Annotated in this window: 11 protein-coding genes and 4 pseudogenes; 9 read left to right on the forward strand and 6 right to left on the reverse strand. The window is 63.1% G+C overall.

From position 1 onward, the window contains the following. Window positions 1–140: 140 nt before the first annotated feature. From dcm to SP6_RS08825, 5 genes are all read left to right on the forward strand, one after another. Complete coding sequence (gene dcm, locus SP6_RS08800; RefSeq protein ID WP_007406561.1) at window positions 141–1,412, forward strand: DNA (cytosine-5-)-methyltransferase; 1,272 nt, start codon at window positions 141–143, stop codon at window positions 1,410–1,412. Between the two features lie 6 nt (window positions 1,413–1,418). Next, window positions 1,419–1,868, forward strand: coding sequence for a very short patch repair endonuclease (locus SP6_RS08805; RefSeq protein WP_007406557.1), 450 nt, complete (start codon window positions 1,419–1,421; stop codon window positions 1,866–1,868). Next, the gene (locus SP6_RS08810) at window positions 1,865–3,085 is read left to right on the forward strand and encodes a type II restriction endonuclease (RefSeq protein WP_007406564.1); all 1,221 of its coding nucleotides are present in this window, start codon (window positions 1,865–1,867) and stop codon (window positions 3,083–3,085) included. Before SP6_RS08805 ends, SP6_RS08810 begins: the two co-directional genes overlap by 4 nt. Before the next feature lie 516 nt (window positions 3,086–3,601). Next, window positions 3,602–3,796: a hypothetical protein gene (locus SP6_RS08820; protein ID WP_007406569.1), complete on the forward strand. Its 195-nt coding sequence runs from the start codon at window positions 3,602–3,604 to the stop codon at window positions 3,794–3,796. A gap of 564 nt (window positions 3,797–4,360) precedes the next feature. Continuing rightward, the gene (locus tag SP6_RS08825; RefSeq protein ID WP_007406548.1) at window positions 4,361–5,860 is read left to right on the forward strand and encodes a nucleotidyl transferase AbiEii/AbiGii toxin family protein; all 1,500 of its coding nucleotides are present in this window, start codon (window positions 4,361–4,363) and stop codon (window positions 5,858–5,860) included. A gap of 36 nt (window positions 5,861–5,896) precedes the next feature. Here the strand turns inward: SP6_RS08825 and SP6_RS08830 are convergent. After that, window positions 5,897–6,130: pseudogene (locus SP6_RS08830) on the reverse strand (hypothetical protein); the annotation flags it as partial. A 403-nt stretch (window positions 6,131–6,533) separates the two neighbouring features. Between SP6_RS08830 and SP6_RS08835 the strand changes: the two are divergent. Next, window positions 6,534–7,234, forward strand: a pseudogene (locus tag SP6_RS08835) (sulfite exporter TauE/SafE family protein). Between the two features lie 7 nt (window positions 7,235–7,241). On the opposite strand, the gene SP6_RS08840 reads toward SP6_RS08835, so the two are convergent. After that, window positions 7,242–7,781 (reverse strand): class I SAM-dependent methyltransferase, encoded by a 540-nt coding sequence (locus SP6_RS08840; RefSeq protein WP_007406538.1) that lies wholly within the window; start codon window positions 7,779–7,781, stop codon window positions 7,242–7,244. Between the two features lie 2 nt (window positions 7,782–7,783). Between SP6_RS08840 and SP6_RS08845 the strand changes: the two are divergent. After that, window positions 7,784–8,279: pseudogene (locus SP6_RS08845) on the forward strand (helix-turn-helix domain-containing protein); the annotation flags it as partial. A 258-nt stretch (window positions 8,280–8,537) separates the two neighbouring features. Here SP6_RS08845 and SP6_RS08850 read toward each other — a convergent pair. Beyond that, window positions 8,538–9,511, reverse strand: a pseudogene (locus SP6_RS08850) (IS110 family RNA-guided transposase). A gap of 64 nt (window positions 9,512–9,575) precedes the next feature. On the opposite strand from SP6_RS08850, the gene SP6_RS20910 reads away from it, so the two are divergent. Together SP6_RS20910 and SP6_RS08860 are read left to right on the forward strand one after the other, a co-directional pair. Further along, window positions 9,576–9,839: a transposase gene (locus SP6_RS20910; RefSeq protein ID WP_045078182.1), complete on the forward strand. Its 264-nt coding sequence runs from the start codon at window positions 9,576–9,578 to the stop codon at window positions 9,837–9,839. A 418-nt stretch (window positions 9,840–10,257) separates the two neighbouring features. Beyond that, complete coding sequence (locus SP6_RS08860; protein ID WP_037569632.1) at window positions 10,258–11,448, forward strand: ROK family transcriptional regulator; 1,191 nt, start codon at window positions 10,258–10,260, stop codon at window positions 11,446–11,448. Between the two features lie 64 nt (window positions 11,449–11,512). On the opposite strand, the gene SP6_RS08865 is transcribed toward SP6_RS08860, so the two are convergent. Genes SP6_RS08865 through SP6_RS08875 form a run of 3 tightly spaced genes read right to left on the reverse strand, consistent with a single transcriptional unit; the run spans window position 11,513 to window position 17,591 of the window. Next, window positions 11,513–13,837, reverse strand: coding sequence for a GH92 family glycosyl hydrolase (locus SP6_RS08865; RefSeq protein ID WP_007406432.1), 2,325 nt, complete (start codon window positions 13,835–13,837; stop codon window positions 11,513–11,515). Window positions 13,838–13,848: 11 nt separating this feature from the next. Continuing rightward, window positions 13,849–15,300 carry a glycoside hydrolase family 125 protein gene (locus SP6_RS08870; protein WP_007406437.1) on the reverse strand — a complete coding sequence of 484 codons (1,452 nt, stop codon included), beginning with the start codon at window positions 15,298–15,300 and terminating at the stop codon, window positions 13,849–13,851. Then, window positions 15,297–17,591 carry a GH92 family glycosyl hydrolase gene (locus tag SP6_RS08875; protein ID WP_007406470.1) on the reverse strand — a complete coding sequence of 765 codons (2,295 nt, stop codon included), beginning with the start codon at window positions 17,589–17,591 and terminating at the stop codon, window positions 15,297–15,299. The genes SP6_RS08870 and SP6_RS08875 overlap by 4 nt, the downstream gene beginning before the upstream one ends. Window positions 17,592–17,606: the final 15 nt, after the last annotated feature.

The raw sequence follows: 17,606 nt of genomic DNA on the forward strand, positions 1-17,606 counted from the left end.
TGATTTGCTGCGGGGCGCTTTGATCAGAAGCAGAACGGAGATAGAACAAAACGCAGCAATCTCGTCGCAAATAGCTTGACGCTGGGACGTTGAGCGGACACTAAGTCCGACTAGATTCCCCATCCGAAAGCGAAGCCTGCATGACCGAACATCTCTCCAAGACGGGCTTTGAGGTTTTGGCGAAAGCGCGTGAGCTCTATACCCAGAAAGAGCTCGGCGATCTGATTCGCAGGTCCAGCAAGCAGATCAGCCGTTGGGAGAAATCGCAGGCCGTGCCGCCGGAGCTTGTTCCGGCTCTGGAACGCGCGATCGCCAACCGCGCGGTTGTCCGCGACGATCAGGATGCGGACTTCACGTTCATCGACCTGTTCGCGGGTATCGGCGGGATCCGGCTCGGCTTCGAGGCGGCGGGCGGCCGTTGCGTCTTTACAAGCGAGTGGGACAAATACGCGCAGAAGACCTACATCGAAAACTTCGGCGAGGAGCACGAGATCGCCGGAGACATCACGAAGGTTGACGCCGACGACATCCCCGACCACGATGTCTTGCTTGCCGGCTTTCCGTGTCAGCCCTTCAGCTTGGCCGGTGTCTCGAAGAAGAACGCACTCGGTCGGCCGCACGGCTTCGAATGCACTACCCAAGGCACGCTGTTCTTCGACGTCCAGCGCATCATCGCGACGCGTATGCCTAAGGCCTTCCTGCTCGAGAATGTGAAGAACCTCGTCAGCCATGACAGAGGCAACACCTTCAAGGTAATCATGGATGTGCTGGAGCGGCAGCTCGGCTATGTGGTCCGGCCGATGGTGGTGGACGGCCGCCGCTTCGTTCCGCAGCACCGGCAGCGCATCCTGCTGGTCGGCTTCCAGAAGGACGTGGGCTTCGACTGGGAGAAGGTGCTGGCGAAGATGCCGGCCGTGGCGGACGGCCCTAAGCTCGCCTCGATCCTTCATCGCGAGGACGGGACCGAGGAGGAGGGTGAAGACGACGACCGCCGGTTCATCCTCGCCGACGGCAAGGTGCAGAAGAAGTACGTGCTGACAGATCGCCTGTGGCAGTATCTGCAAGGCTATGCAGAGAAGCACCGGCAGGCGGGCAACGGTTTCGGCTGCAGCGTCGTCGGCCCGAAGGACACTAGCCGGACGCTGTCCGCCCGGTACTATAAGGACGGGTCGGAGATCCTGATCTCGCGCGGCGGCATGAGGAACCCGCGACGTCTGACACCACGCGAGTGCGCTAGACTGATGGGCTACCCGGACACGTTCCGCATCCCCGTATCGGACACTCGGGCTTACAAGCAGTTCGGCAACTCGGTAGTTGTGCCGCTCATCAGCGAAGTTGCGAAGGCGATGAAGCCAGGCATCATGCATCTGGTGAAGGGCGAGCCGCTACAGCTCGAGCTTCCACAGGACTGACCGGCAGTGGCTGACGTTGTCGACGCGGCGACGCGCAGCCGCATGATGGCCGGCATTCGCGGGCGAGACACGAAGATCGAGATCGCGGTACGAAAGGCGCTGCACGCCCGCGGGCTGCGCTACCGCACCGATGTGCGCGGCCTGCCCGGGCGGCCGGACATCGTCCTGCCGCGCTGGAAGGCGGCAATCCTTGTGCACGGCTGCTTCTGGCACGCGCACGATTGCGGCTTGTGCCGGATACCCGCCACGCGACCAGATTTCTGGCGCGAGAAGCTAGAGGGCAACGCGGCTCGCGATCGCAGGAACGAGGGGGCACTGTGCGCCGCCGGTTGGCGAGTCGCGATCGTCTGGGAATGTGCCTTGCGCGGCAAGGGTGAGCGCGCTCTTATCGACGTCGCTGACCGACTCACCGAGTGGGTCCGGGGAGACGAAGCAATGATCGAGTTGCGCGGATGAAGAGCGGGCACCTTTCGGAATACTTTAAGCAGGTCGCATGGAAGCCGCTGTCGGCGGTCGACGCCGAAGCGCATCGATCAAATCAACACGAGTTTGGCGGCGTCGGCAAGCTCCGGGCAATCCTCGGCGACGATGACCGGCTCGAGATCCCGACGACCTTCATCTACCTCAACGATGACGATCCCGAGCCGATGCAGGAGCACCGCTGGCTGAGCTGGTATGACACTCGGCGCAACCAGCCGCATCGCAGCGCTGAATACCGCCTATACTTTCCCGACAACATCGTCACCGACAACGCGGCCGAGGGCGACCTGCTGATCATCGGCGTGCGTCCCGACGAGACGCTGATGGCGATCATCGCCGAAGGGGGGTCGACGATTGAACGGCAGCTCATCTGGCTATTCGGCGGCGGCGACCTGACGCATCCCGGATATTCGGTGCAGGGTGAGATTGAGGCCGACCAGACGCAACTTGAGTTCGCATCGCGCTACATCCTCGAGCAGCTCGGCGTGGTTATCGAGGAGGAGGCGCCGAACTACTTGGACGACATGCTGGCACGGTTTGGCGGCAAATTCCCGCCGACGCGCATCTTCTCGGCCTACGCACGCGACACGGTTGATCACTGCGATCTGGTCGCCGGTCCCGACGCCGCGATCATGGCCATGATGGAGCGGGAGGAGATCCTGTTCAGGACGCTAGAGCGGCATCTTATCGGCGACCGCCTGCAAGCCGGGTTCGGCGAAATCGACGACTTCCTCCAGTTCAGCCTGTCGGTCCAGAACCGCCGCAAGTCGCGCGCCGGTAGCGCGCTGGAGAACCACCTCGAGCACATGTTCGCCACCCTAGGCATCGTCGGAGATCGGACGCCGGTGACGGAGGGCAAGGCGAAGCCGGACTTCCTCTTCCCGGGCACCAAGGCATATCAAGACGAAAACTTCCCACCCGAGCTGCTGACGATGCTGGGCGTGAAGTCGACGTGCAAGGACCGGTGGCGGCAGGTTCTCGCCGAAGCTGACAAGATCCCGGACAAACACCTGCTGACGCTCGAGCCCTCCATCAGCGCGAACCAGACAGACGAGATGCAGCAGCGCCGGCTACAGCTTATTGTGCCGAGCGGCCTGCACCACACTTACACGGCCGCGCAGCAGAGGTGGCTTATGAGCGTCGGAAATCTCATTGAATTGCTGCGCAAGCGGCAGAGGGACGCCGGACTGTGACGGAAAATGCGGTCAAGGTGGAGCTCGCCAGCGTCCTGGCCGCCGTGCGCACTTCACACGACATCGTGCCGTTCATGGCGAGGCTGAAGCCGATCGGTGACATAGCTTGGGAAGCCGTTGCCTGACGAGATGCCGGCCATACACGTCAGCTCGACGGATTACCGACCGGTGACCGCTGGCGGCTGGCCCACATGGTTCGACATCGCAACCAACGTGCTCGCGCTGGCATGATTGACGTGGCGGCTATCCCGGCTGGGTGCTGTACGGCTTGGCTTTGATGTTGATCTAGCAAAAGGGGACGACTCCCTCCGCCACTGCGTCGAGCGCGAAACCGACCTCCGCGCCGCCAGCGATGCGACCGGCTTGGAGGTGTTGCCGCGTGTCGACTACTGTGCGGCCGAACTAGTATTCTTGCTGGACGCGGCCTGAATGTCGAAGAAGAATATACCTTCCCGACGATCCATGCTGATATGTGATTGCCTCCACGGCGATCCACGCCGGCAAGGAGGAAAAAAAATGACCACGAAGAAGACGCCCCAGCAGATCTGGGATCAGCACAAGGCGGGCCTGCCGCTCGACACCGGCCACACCGTCATCGAGCACACGCACATGGACCCCGATAACAGCGATTTCGTCAATGACGGCGACGAGCTGTGGGAGCGGAAGGGCGGTGAGACCGACTGGAACGTTGTCCCCCAAATGGAGGGGTAACGAGGTTAGCGGCTCCGCTTTTACAACGGAGTGGAGCCGTTCATGGGGTGCAGTCAGCAACCTGCCGCATCGTGCCGCATCGTGCCGCATCGTGCCGCATCATGTGCAAACGCATGCGCAGCTGCATACCCCTCCGGATAGGTGTCTGTACGGATTGTGTCACACCTGCGGTGGGACCGGCTAAACGGCGTAGCGAATTTTGCGGGCTCACAGCGTCGAAAGTCCCGCTTTGCCAACGCTACCTTGATTTTTATCAGCAACCACGGACTTTATGCGTCAAAGGAGACAGCCGGGGGCCTTTTTGGGGGCCTTTGTCGGTACGCAGACCTAATTATCCTTAATTCTTAAAACTTTATAACAAGATCGCGAGTCCTCTTCTGGCACCACTTTCTGGCGCTAAGTGCGTCCAGCAACGTCCAGCAAGCGTCTGGTTTGACAGCATAAATCGACGGATGATCGCCGGCTAATTTTCCGGTGACGTCCGGCTAGGACCACCAACAGCCCCCCCGCGATTGGGGTGCCTTTGATGGCCTCGGATCGACCCGGCTTGCTGGGATGATTCCAATGCTGACTCACATCAAGATCACGTCCGCGAAGCCCTCAGAAAAGCTCTACAAGCTTCACGATACCCTCGGCCTGTATCTCGCGGTCAAGCCCAACGGCTCCAAATTGTGGCGCATGAACTACCGTTTCTTGGGCAAGCAGAAGACGCTTCACCTGGGGAAATGGCCTGCCGTCGGCCTCGCCGCCGCCCGGGCGAAGCGGGACGAGGCGCGCGAGCAGATTGCCGCCGGAATGGACCCTGCCATCGAGAAGAAGCGGGCACGGATCGCCGCCAGGCATGCCGCGGCCACCACGTTCGAGTTGGTTGCGAAGGAATGGCTGGTGAAGTGCGAGCGCGATGGATTGGCGCCGGTTACCATCGACAAGATCCGGTGGCTGCTCGACAAGGCCTATCCGGTGATCGGCGACCTCCCGATCGCCCAGATCACGCCACACGAGGCGCTGACCGTCCTGCGCAAGATCGAGGCGACGGGTGCGTATGAGAGCGCCCGGCGCATGCGCAGCGTGCTCAGCAGGGTATTCCGCTATGGCGTCGCGACCGTGCGATGCGAAAAGGACGTCGCAGCCGATCTGCGAGGCGCGATCGCGACGCCGAAGCCCAGGCACTTCGCCGCAATAACAAAGCCTTCCGAAGTCGGTGCTCTGCTGCGCGCCATAGACGGTCCTGACCGCTTGCCGGTCAGGCGCATGGCGATGCGTCTCTCGCCGCATGTGCTCCTGCGCCCGGGCGAACTCAGGCAAGCCCTGTGGTGCGATATCGATCTGGACGACAGGGTCTGGTCGATCCCGGCGGAACGGATGAAGATGCGTCGGCCGCACCGTGTGCCGCTATCCCGCCAGGTGATCAGCATGCTCGAGGAGTTGCATGCGCTTACGGGGCACTGGCCGCACATGTTTACGTGCAGTATCCGACCGCGCAACATGATGTCGGAGAACGTCGTGAACCAGGGATTGCGTCGGCTCGGCTATGCGGAGATGCAGGTCGTAGCACTCCCCGATCTCTACGCGGGAAAGATCGCCGCCGCGCTCGACCGCCAGCACCCGCGCGACCTTTTCGACATCCTCTACCTCTACGAGAACGAGGGCATCACCGACGATCTCTTCAAGGCGTTCCTCGTCTATCTCGTCAGCCACAACCGCCCGGCGCACGAACTGCTCGACCCCCACCTGCTCGACCTCGAAAGCATCTATTTCGGCGAGTTCAGCGGCATGACCGTGGAACCGGTGCCGCTCGCAGCGCTGCTCGACGTGCGAAAGAGACTGGTCGCCGACATCCAAGAGCGCGCCCGCGAAGGTGCCCCTGCTGCCTTCCTGCGATCCTTCTTCGCGGGCGAGCCCGACTGGTCGCAGCTTGGCTTGCCGATCGACCCGTCCCGGCTTCCAGCGGTGCAGTGGAAGCTGCAGAACCTTGGACGCCTCCGGGCGGAGCAGGGGGAGAAGTTCGAGGACCAGCTTGCCAGGCTCGATGAGGTGCTCGTCGGTCCAGAGGGCGAGCAGTAGGATGCCCAAGCCGGCTCGGCATCGCTAGGGCGGATGTCAGCCGGGCGGGGGCGCTGCCATCAGCTCCGCCGCCCAGTCGAGCCCGGCGTCGCGCAGGAAGGCCTCGGCGAGACGGTCGCAGCCATGCTCGGCAACGATAGCGTCGATCCGCGCCTGTGCGGCTGGATCGGATGCGCCGCACAGCGCCAGCGCGGCAGGGCCGAGCCCGAGCTCGAACAACCGGTTGCCGCGTGCGGACTGCAGGTAATAGTGGCGCTTACGCCAGGCTTGCTGCTGCCCATTGCGTCGCCGCCCAGATGCCCGCGAGTATGATCGCGAGCACGACGAGGATCTGTCCGATCAGCAGCTTCGTCGGGGTCATGCGAGCCTCCGCCAGCAGGCGACTCATTCGCTCGCGGGCTGACCCAAGCATCCAAGAATCGGCGAGCAGGCATCAGGCACCCGCCGGTGTCCTCAGCTACGTTCCTGGTGCAGCTGACGCATCAGGGCCCTTCCAACGCTAGGCGCCCGACCGGCGGCTTGCGACCCCGAGCCCTCGAAGCATCCCTGCCTTAGCCAGTCCCGAAGGCTCGGCTTCGCAAGTTCCAGATTGTGTGGCTGCCCATCCGCCGGCGACAAGCTGGGCATGGATGACTTCATGCTCCTGGCCGGAGCTGGGCTGTTGGCAGGCGCGATGAACGCGCTGGCCGGCGGCGGCTCGTTCGTGACGCTGCCGGCCCTACTAGCCACTGGTGTTCCGTCAGTCGTGGCCAACGCATCGAGCAGTGTCGCGCTCTACCCGGGGGGTGCGGCAAGCGCCTGGGTATATCGCAAGGATCTGAGGCGAGTTGCCGGAGCATCGCCCACGATGATGGCGGTTACGTCCCTTATGGGCGGGCTTGCCGGAAGCGTGATTCTGCTGGCCACGCCATCTGAACTGTTCGATCTCGTCCTTCCTGGCTGCTGCTTGCCGCGACACTCGCGCTTTGCTTCGGCAAAGCGCTATCGACGCGCTTCCATGGCGAGGCCGAGGCGGGGGCCCCCGCGATCCTCGCCGGGCAGGTATTGCTGGGGATCTATGGAGGCTATTTCGGCGGTGCCGTCGGCATCATGATGATGGCCTTCTGGAGCGTGGTCACGAAAGCGGACCTGAAGGACCTGCAGGCCCCCCGCACGTTGCTCGTCACGGCAGCCAACACTGCGGCCATCGTGATCTTCGCGCTCATGGGCGCAGTGAGATGGGACGCGATCCTGCTGCTTGCCCCCTCTGCAATCGTCGGCGGGTATCTCGGCGCGCAACTCGGCCGACGATTGCCCGCCCAGCAGGTAAGGTTTGCCACCCTGATCCTCGCCTCGGGGATCACGCTTGCCTTCTTCGCCAGGGCTTATGCCTGACAGTGCGTCACGGCACGGGCGGGACCTCAAGTTCGAACATGGCAACGCGGATCGTAAAGCTTCCATCTTTCGCGATGCTCAGGGCACTACGGACACTCACGGACGCCATGTCCTGAAGAGATAGGATCGCGTCGACATGGGATTTGGGCGTCCGCATCCTTTCAACCCAGGAACAAAACTCCCTCGGAAGATCGTGTATTGCCAGGCCTCGGATCTGGAACCCCGCCTTCTGCAGGGCATCGGACCATTCATCGACGCGGTAGTCACGCACATGGCTGGGATCCCGAAGAAGCTCGATCGCCTGCAGATGGGTGTCCGAAGCAGGATCGCCGGGTGCCACCACATCGACCATGACGGCTAGCCCGCCGGGTCGCAGGATGCGCCGCGCTTCCCGCAACCCTGCGCCAAGATCGCTCCAGTGATGGGCACTGAGGCGGCAGATCAGCATGTCGAACTCGCCGTCGGCGAACGGCAGCTGCTCTGCAGCAGCCTGCTTGACCGAAACGTTCGATAGACTTCGCCGTGACGCTTCTACAGAGGCCGGCATGAATGGGCAAGCCGTTGTCGATGGATCTGCGGTCGCGAGCGCTGGCCGCGGTTGACGAGGGGATGAGTTGCCGGGCTGCGGCGACGCGATTTGGTGTGGCGGCCGCGACGGTGATCCGCTGGCACGATCAGCGCCGCAGCACCGGTAGCTGTGCCGCTAAACCGCAGCGCGGGGACACGCGGTCGCGGCGGATCGAGGCGCATCGGGAGACGGTGCTGGCGCTGCACGAAGCGCGGCGCGACATCACGCTGGACGAACTGCGTCGTGAGCTGAGCCAGGCCGGCGTGACGGTGGCGATCTCGACGCTGCACCGCTTCTTCGCCCGACACGGCATCACGCGCAAAAAAAGACCGGGCATGCGATCGAGCGGGATCGCGCCGACGTCCTGAGTGCGCGCCGATGGTGCTCGACGGTCCGATCAACCGCGATGCTTTCGTCGCCTATGTCCGGCAGGTTCTCGTGCCCGACCTCGGACGCGGCGACGTGGTCATCATGGACATGTGTGGACGCCCCCGTTGAAGCAAGCTGAATCTGAAGAAGCGAACGGCGCGCGGATCGGGTGCTGACATGTGTCCGGCCTTCATGCGGCCATGACATGCCGCGGGCCCGTATGGGAGTTCGAGGATCGGCTCCAAAACAACCTGGCGCTTGGATAGCGCTTGTCCATGAACTGGCTCACCGACCCCGTCTCACGACCGTTGCGCCATACTCTCCTTCGCCCTCAGCCTGCTTCACGGCACCCACGACCCTGACGGCTTACGCTACCATGGCCGGAGCTCGGTAGACCCCGCCATGGCGAGCAGCGCCCAGACTATTCGGGTAATTTTGTTGGCGAGTGCGACCCGCACCAGCATTGGCGGCTTGCGCGTCATCATGCTGGCCAACCACGATCCCGGCTTTGCGCCCTTGCGAGACGCCCAGCCGGCGACGGCGCTCGCCCCTACGATGAGCAGGCGTCGCAATGTGCGTTCGCCCATCTTGGAGATGCGACCTAGCCGTTCTTTGCCGCCGCTTGATCGCTGCACTGGCGTGAGCCCCAGCCAGGCGGCGAAATCACGCCCCCGCCGGAACGTTGCAGCCGATGGCGCCAATGCCACCAGAGCCGTCGCCGTGATCGCTCCAATACCGGGAATGGTCATCAGCCGCCTTGCAACTGGATCATTTTTCGCGCGGTGCACGATCTCGGCATCAAGCTTGAGAACCCGCTCGTCAAGCGCACGCAGTTCGACGATGAGCACCTCCAGCACGACGCGTGCTGACTCGGGGAGATCAGAGTCCGGATCTCCGACAATGGCAATCAGCCTAGCGACGTGCATGGGCCCTTGCGCGACGACCATACCGAACTCGGTCATGTGACCACGAAGCGCGTTGATGGGCTGCGTTCGCTGCCGGACCAACAGGTCGCGGGTGCGGAACGCCAGAGGAGAAGCCTGTGCCGCTTCGCTCTTCACCGACACGAATCGCATGGTAGGGCGCTGCGCGGCCTCGCAGATCGCCTCGGCATCGGCCATGTCGTTCTTTTCTCGCTTCACGAAGGGCTTCACATAGGCTGGCGCAATCAGCTTCACGTCGTGACCAAGCCGTCCGATCTCCCGCGCCCAGTGATGCGCACCGCCGCACGCCTCCATCGCCACCGTGCAGCGTGGCAATTCCGCGAAAAAGGGTAGAAGCTGCTCACGCCGAAGCTTCTTGCGCACAACGACTGCGCCGTCGCGATCCGCGCCATGCACCTAAAAAACGTGCTTCGCCAAATCTAGCCCGACTGTGATAATTTGTTTCACGGACGCCTCCTTGGTGGTCTGCAGCACCACCACTCTGCCACATAGATGCCGCTGGGGGCGTCCACCCCATCAACCCGTCCAGCCACAAGGCACCCGCCGCAAGCTGCTCTTTCTTCCGCCCTACAGCCCCGATTTCAACCCGATCGAGAAGGCCTTCGCCCGCCTCAAGGCCATGCTCCGAAAGGCTGGAGAGCGCACCGTGTCCAGCTTGTGGTCCCTCATCGGCAGGCTGGTCGACCTGTTCCAACCACAGGAATGCGCCAACTACTTCAACTAATGCGGCTATGACCCAAACTGATCAGAATCCGCTCTAAAGCGGCGGGCGTCGCTTCGTCCTGCCGTACGGGAGGGGATGGTCCCGCCATAAGCAGCAAGGTGCCCGCCTCCTATTTAAAAACGATCCGAAGCGTTTGATGCCCGCTTAGCCCCCAAGAGCGCGCCTTTCTGTCTGAGCGCCTTACCAAGGCCAGCCGAAATTAGCCTAGGGCGAACTAAGCATGCTCCTTCCCGGCGGCGCTGCCTGACAACAGTAGGATTCCCCTTTTTGTTCGCCAGTGATGGACAGGCAGGTTGATTACTGAAAGGCTATGCAGGGTCGGACTCATCCGACAGGCACCGCTAGGACCTATGCATACCGAAAGCGAATTGCGCCCCTCTGTCACTATCAACCTGATGGCCGGCTTCGGTTCAGCGTAATGAGCGCTGCCCATCGCCCGCGTCTATTCGGCACGAACCTCGAGCGTGCAGCCGACCATAACCAACGGATCACACTTCATGCAATTCGGGTATGCGGCGCGCTGACCAGAGTGGAATTGGCCTCGATCACCGGCTTGACGACGGCTGCCATCGCCAACATTACCCGCCGCCTCCTCAACGATGGGTTGATCGAAGAGGCGGGCCAACAACGTGGCGGTCGCGGCCAGCCTCCGACGAGGCTTGTGATCCGTCACAAGGCCTGCTTCGCGTTGGGGATCAATATCGATCGCGATCATGTCACGATCGTACTTGTGGATTTTGCCGGGGAGACGGTCGCCCGAATCTCTGAGGATATCGCGTTCGCGCTCCCCGGGCAGGTCGCGACGCTGTACCGCACGTCGATTCGTAAGATGCTGCAGGCTGCGCGTATCACCGTCGATCAACTGGTCGGACTCGGCGTCGCCAGCCCCGATCAGCTCGGGAGTATCGATCTCCCCGGCCGACCGGCTGCCTATGCTGATTGGGATGAGGTCGACATGGCAAAGCTCTTTGCCCGCCCCTTCGCGCTTCCGGTGTTCACCGAGAACGACGCCGCTGCCGCCGCGATGGGCGAAATGCAATTCGGCCTAGGACAGCGTCATGCCAGCTTCTTCTACATCCTGATATCCTCGGGACTTGGCGGGGGCGTGGTCGTTGATAATGCCTATATTCGCGGGGCAGACGGGCGCAGCGGGGAGCTGGGTTTCCTCCGAACCGCTACAGGCGCGCAGGTGCAAACGCTGGTATCCCGTTCCGGTCTGGCCATGCACTTAAACAGGGATGGCTTCGCGCTCGCCGACATCCCATGCGACAACGACACCGGCGGCCATGCGGTTCAGGACAGCGTCGAGGCGTGGATCGAAGCCGCCGCAACGCAACTTGTAGAACCTCTGACGGCGGTCAACTGTCTGTTGAATCCGGCGATCGTCCTCGTCGGCGGCCGGCTGCCCGCCGCCGTGCTGGATGGGCTGACGAACCGTCTCAATACCCGGCTGGCCGAAGCGTGTGACGGCATCCCGGCCCTCGCACCGGTCGCGCGTGCCGCACTATCCGCCGACGCTCCGGCCGTCGGCGCCGCGATCCTTCCCTTCAGCCATTTTCTGCTTCCCAAGCCGGGCGCGCTTTGGAAGACACCTGGCCATGATCAGTAGGACACATTCTGGCGAAGCGCTCGCCGTTTTCGCAGCGTCATGACCGGGTCCGACGCCAGGGACATCACGTTCGTGGCGAGGACAGCGAGGGTGGCCGATCCGCCGGGGCGGTGCCGAAGCGTGATGGCTTTCCGCCCATCTTGAATACGAGCTCACCGCCCTGGATGAGATCAGCGTGCGAAATCCAGTTTCGAGTCCAGGCTTTGTCGTTCCACCAGACCGACTGGACATAGGGTCTGTCGGGTGCGTTGCCCTGCGCCCGAATGCGCAGTGTACGTCCGTTCTGTAGATCCACCTCCACATCGTCGAAGAGCGGCGATCCGAAGACATAGACGGCGCTGACCGGATCCACCGGATAGAAGCCCAGTGCGCTCAGGATGAACCACGCGCTTGTCTGCCCGCAATCGTCATTGCCGATCACGCCGTCGGGCTCGGCCCTGTACATCTCGTTCAGCAGACGCCGGACCATCGCCTGCGTCTTCCAGGGCATGCCCGCATAGGCATAGAGATAGGCGACGTGCTGGTTGGGTTCGTTGCCGTGCGCATATTGGCCAACCAGACCGGAGATGTCCGGCGGCGCATTGTCGGGCAGGGTCGAGGGCGCTGAGAACAATGCGTCCAGACGCGCCTCGAATGCCTTGTCGCCGCCCATATGGGCGATCAGCCCGTGCACGTCATGCTGGTTGAGGAAGGTCGCCTGCCAGCCATTAGCCTCGGTATAATCGCGCCATCCGGGCTTGGGCATATGGCCTAGCTGGATCGGGTCATAGGGCGCCCACCATTGGCCATTGGCGAATTTAGGCCGGGCGAAGCCGATCTTGGCATCTATCACGTTCCGGTAATTGCGACTGCGCCGCCGCAATGCCTCGGCATCGCCTGGCTCACCCGCCGCCTCGGCCAGTACCGCCATTGCCCAGTCGTCATAGGCATATTCCTGCGTACGGCTGACCGATTCCCAGACCAGATCCGCTGGAATATAGCCGCGGTCGTAATAATCCCCGCGGCCGAGCGAACCGTCGGAATCCTTGAATGCCCGATCGAAGGCGCGTCGGCGGATATTGGGCCAAGCGGCGGCGTAATCCGCCTCGATCCCCTTGGCTTTCGCCTCCGCCATGATCGACACGGAATGCCAGCCGATCATCGTTCCGGTTTCCACGCCCTGAAGCTGCCAGACTGGCGGACCATAGGGGCTCTGCTGTGTCTGGCGGACGAGGTCGTGGGTGAAGAGGGCGGCCTGGCGAGGCTTGATGAGGGTCAGCAATGGATGGAGTGCGCGATAGGTGTCCCACGTCGAATAGGTGCTGAACGCGGGTTGGTCGACCGGAGCCTGATGCACCTGCCTGTCCATGCCCACATAGCGGCCGTCACGGTCCGAGAACAGCGTCGGCGCCAGCAGCGCATGATAGAGTGCGCTGGCCATGATCGTGCGCTGCGCCTCGGTGCCGCCGGACACGCGGATACAGTCGAGTTCCTTCGCCCAAAGCGATCGCGCCGCACGACATTGTGCGTCGAAGTCCCAGCCGGGTGCTTCCTCGGCCAGCGCCTTTCGCGCGCCTGCGACGGACACGGCGGAGAGGCCTGTCTTGATCAGGATCGGCTCCCCACCGGCCTGATCGAAGAATAAAGCGAGCTTCAATTTGCGACCGCTGACGTCACGGGCGTTACCGGCGACCGGTGTGTCGCCATCGCCGAAGAACTGCATGCGGTCAGGCTTGCGCGACAACCGCATCGCGAAATGGATATCGCGCCCTCTGGCCCAGCGATTGACCGTCCGGCTTCCGGTCAGCACGCCATCGGCGTCCAATGCCAGCGAAGCCCGCTCGATCACCTCGCCCTTGTCCCAGCTATCGACGATGACATGCGCGAAGTCGATTAGGATGTGCCCCGCGCCCTGCGGGAAGCGATAGCGATGGAGGCCGACGCGCTCGGTAACGGTCAATTCGGCCTGCACCCCGCTTTCCAGTCGCGCGCGGTAATAACCAGGCTCGGCAAATTCCTCCGAGAAGCGCTGTCGATAGCCGAGATCGGGGTCGCCGAGCTTGCCTGGCGTCAATTTGAGTGGGCCGCGGCTCGGCACGACCAGCACGTCCAGCATGTCGCCGATCCCGGTGCCGGACAGATGCGTGTGGCTGAACCCCATGATCGACGCGTCGTCGCGGTGATAGCCCGAACAGGCATCCCAGCGGGCATTGTCCGTGTCCGGGCTGAGCTGCGCCATGCCGAAGGGCAGCGAGGCGCCGGGAAAGGTGTGCCCGTGCCCGCCGGTGCCGATGAAGACATCGGGCTTGCCGGCGGCCGGAGCCGCCGCGAAGACGCGGGTCGGCACCATGCCCGCAACGAGGGTAAGTCCCGTGCCCGACATAAGCTGCCGCCGGTTTGCCGTGGTCATCGTCTTTCCCCTTATGCCGTATAGGGTGCGGCAAGCAGCGCGGGCCTGCGCCGCGCCACGTCCAATATGAAGTCTCCGAACAGCCCGTTGGCCCATGCGAACCAGCTTCGCGTGAACTTTGTCGGATCGTCCTTGTGAAAGCTCTCGTGCATGAAGCCGGTGCCGCCATGGGTCGTGCGCAGCCACGCCAAGCACTGACGGATGAGGGCATCGTCGTCGCTGAGCAGCCCCCGGGTGATGATCGACATCGGCCAGATCATGTCCATGCCGACATGCGGCCCGCCGATACCATCCGCTGCCCGCCCGGCAAAGAAATAGGGGTTGCGCGGGCTCCAGGCCAAGGCGGCGGTGCGCCGATAGAGCGGATCGTTGCGCTCCGCCGCGCCCAGGAGCGGCAAGGCGGACAGGCTGGGCACATTCGCATCGTCCATGAAGATCGCGTTGCCATAGCCATCGACCTCGAAGGCCCAGACCTCATGTCCCTGGCCATCGGCCATCTTGCCATGCGCATCGAGCGCCTTAGCGACGGTGTCGGCGAGCGCGCGGGCGTCGGTCGCACCCGCCGTGTCGCCGCATGCCTCGTTCAGCACCACCGCCAAACCACGAAGCGCGGCGACGGCGAACAGGTTGGACGGGATCAGGAATGGATAGACACAGGCATCGTCGGACGGCCGAAATCCCGAATGGATCAACCCGACCTTCCGGGTGGGCGCGCCGTATCCGCCGAACATCAGCGTCTCGGTCGGCGAAACGTCGCGGCGCTGGAAATGATAGGGTCCGGGCCCATTCAGCCGCTGCTGCTCGCGAAGGGTCGCTACCGCCCGCGCCATGCCCTGCCGCCACAACGCGTCGAACGGGGCCCGATCGCGGGTCGCCGTCCAATAGGCATGGGCCAGCCGCATCGGATAGCAGAGCGAATCGATCTCCCATTTCCGCTCCGCCACGCCTGGCTTCATCTCGGTGACGTCCCCCGCCGCCGACAGGGTGGTGCGCGCCGTCGGATCTTTCATGAAGGCGTTGGCATAGGGGTCCAGCAGGATGCACCGGGCTTGCCGCTGCATGGCGCCATGGAACAGTGTCCGCAAGGCCGGGTCCCGCGGTGTCAGGTGTACATAGGTCTGCAACTGGGCCGAACTGTCGCGCAGCCACATCGCGTCGATGTCGCCGGTGATGACGAAGGTGTCGGGCTTGCCGTCCACGGTGCCCGGCTGGACCGTGGTATCCAGCGTGTTGGGGTAGCAATTCTCGAACAGCCAGGCGAGTTGCGGGTCGGCGATCTTCGCCTTCACCCGCTTGATCTCATCCTCGACCGCCGGGCTGGTGAAGGCGCGTTCGCCGTGCGGCGGGCGCTTGCTGGGCAGCACGGCGCCCGGCGCTGCGCTGGCCGCGCCGAACGGCAGCGACGCCGACAACGCTACTCCGCCCAATACCAGATTACGACGGTTCATCGCGATGGGAGTCATGGACGTACGGCTCCCGGCTGGCTCATCGAGAATGGTACGGCGGCCGCGCTGCTGGCCCAGGCGGTGTTGGGCTTGGGCCCCATGACGAAGGTCAGCTTGCCGCCGCCCTGCAAGTCTTGCCTCGACAACCAAGCCTTGTCGTAGCGTCGCCCGTTGAGCGTGGCCGACTGGATATAGACATTGTCCGGCCCGTTGTTTTGCGCCTCGATGGTCAGGCGCTTGCCGCCCGGCATGGTCAATTCGACCTGGCGAAACAGCGGACTGCCGATCGCATATTGGCCGACCGTCGGCGTCACGGGGTAAAAACCGAGCGCCGAGAAGACGTACCAGGCCGATGTCTGGCCGTTATCCTCGTCACCCGGATAGCCGTCGGGCGTGGCGGCGTAGAGTTTCCGCATCACGTCACGCACATGATATTGCGTCTTCCATGGCGCGCCGACCCAGTCGTAAAGGTAGATCATGTGCTGGATCGGCTGGTTGCCATGCGCATATTGGCCCATGTCGACGATCTGCATCTCGCGGATCTCGTGGATGGTCTGGCCGTAATAGCTGTCGTCGAACAAAGGCGGCGTGGTGAAGATCGAATCCAGCCGCGCCTCGAACGCCTTGTTGCCGCCCATCAGCTCGGCCAGACCGCGAACGTCCTGCATCACCGACCAGCTATAGTGGAGCGCGTTGCCCTCCGTGAAGGCATCGCCCCATTTCAGCGGGTTGAACGGCGTTTCCCAACTCCCGTCCTGATTGCGGCCGCGCATCCAGCCCGTCTGGGGATCGTAAAGCTTGCGGTAGTTCTGCGCCTGAGCCGCATATTTGCGTGCATCGTCGGTCTTGCCGAGTGCCGCCGCCAGCCGCGACAGCGAAAAGTCCGCGGTCGCATATTCGAGCGTGCGTGCGGCATTCTCGTTGATCCCGACATCGTACGGGACATAACCGAGCCTGTTGTAATATTCGACGCCCTCTCTCCCGACCGCGTCGAGGACGTTCCCCTTCTTGTCGCGCGGCCGCCCCTCGGAAGTGGTCGCGTTCTTGACCATGGCCTCGTAGAGCGTGTTGACGTCGAAGCCGCGCACGCCGTTAAGATAGGCGTCGGCGATGATATTGGCCGAATTCGACCCGATCATCACGCTGCGGTGGCCCGGGCTCGCCCATTCGGGGAGCCAGCCGGACTCCTTGTAGGTGTTGACCAGCCCCTGCATGATCTCACCGTCCACGTCCGGGTACATCAGCGCGAAATAGGGGAAGACGGCGCGCCACGTGTCCCAGAAGCCGTTGTCGGTGTAGAGCGGCCCGTCATGGACCTTGCCGTCATAGGGGCTGTAGTGGACCTTCCGCCCCCGCGCGTCATATTCGTAGAAGCGACGCGGAAATTGCAGCATCCGGTAAAGTGCCGAATAGAAGGTGCGACGATTGTCGATGCTGGGATCGATGACGCGGACGCGGCCCAATTCCTTGTCCCAGACCGCCTTGGCCTTGGCCTCGGTCTGCGCGAAACCGTCGGTACCAATTTCCTTCGTCAGGTTTCGCTCGGCCTGCTCGGCGCTGATGAACGACGACGCGACCTTTACGCCGATCTGCTCGCCCTTCCTTGTCTTGAAGCTGACGACGGCGCCGACATGCCCGCCTTCGCTCTTCAAGGCATCGTGAAGCTGCCAGTTTTCGTCCCATGTGCGCGAGACGACGAAGTCGTGGTCGAATTCAAGCACGAAGTAATTGTGGAAATTGTCCGGCACCCCTCCGCTATTGTTGCGGACATAGCCGGTGATGCGCCGTCGCTGCGGATCGACGGTTACCATCGACCCCTTGTTATAGGCGTCGAGTACGATGTGTGCGTCATCACTCTGGGGAAAGGTGAACCGGAACTGCGCCGCGCGAGAGGTCGGCACCACCTCGGCGGTCACGTCATGATCGGCCAGATACACCTTGTATTTATAGGGATGGCTTTCCTCCGCCTTATGGCTGAACCACGACGCCCGCTCATCCTGCTTGATGCGCACCGGGCCGGTTTCCGCCATGATCTCGAACGCGGCGTAATCGTTCATCCAGGGGCTGGGCTGGTGCGTCTGCTTAATGCCGCTGATTTTCTTGTCGTGATAGGTATAGCCCCAGCCCGAACCCATCTTCCCCGTGACCGGTGACCAGAAGTTCATGCCCCATGGCACCGCGACCGCCGGATAGGTGTTGCCATAGGACAAAGTATAGTCGGAGTCGGTGCCCATCAGCGGATTGACCAGATCGGCCAGCGACTCCGTCTGCGTCGCCCCGCGCGCCTGTGCGATCGCGATGGACGGCATCGGCAGGATCAAGCC

It is taken from the genome of Sphingomonas paucimobilis NBRC 13935 (genome assembly GCF_000739895.2).
In the GTDB taxonomy this organism is placed as follows: domain Bacteria; phylum Pseudomonadota; class Alphaproteobacteria; order Sphingomonadales; family Sphingomonadaceae; genus Sphingomonas; species Sphingomonas paucimobilis.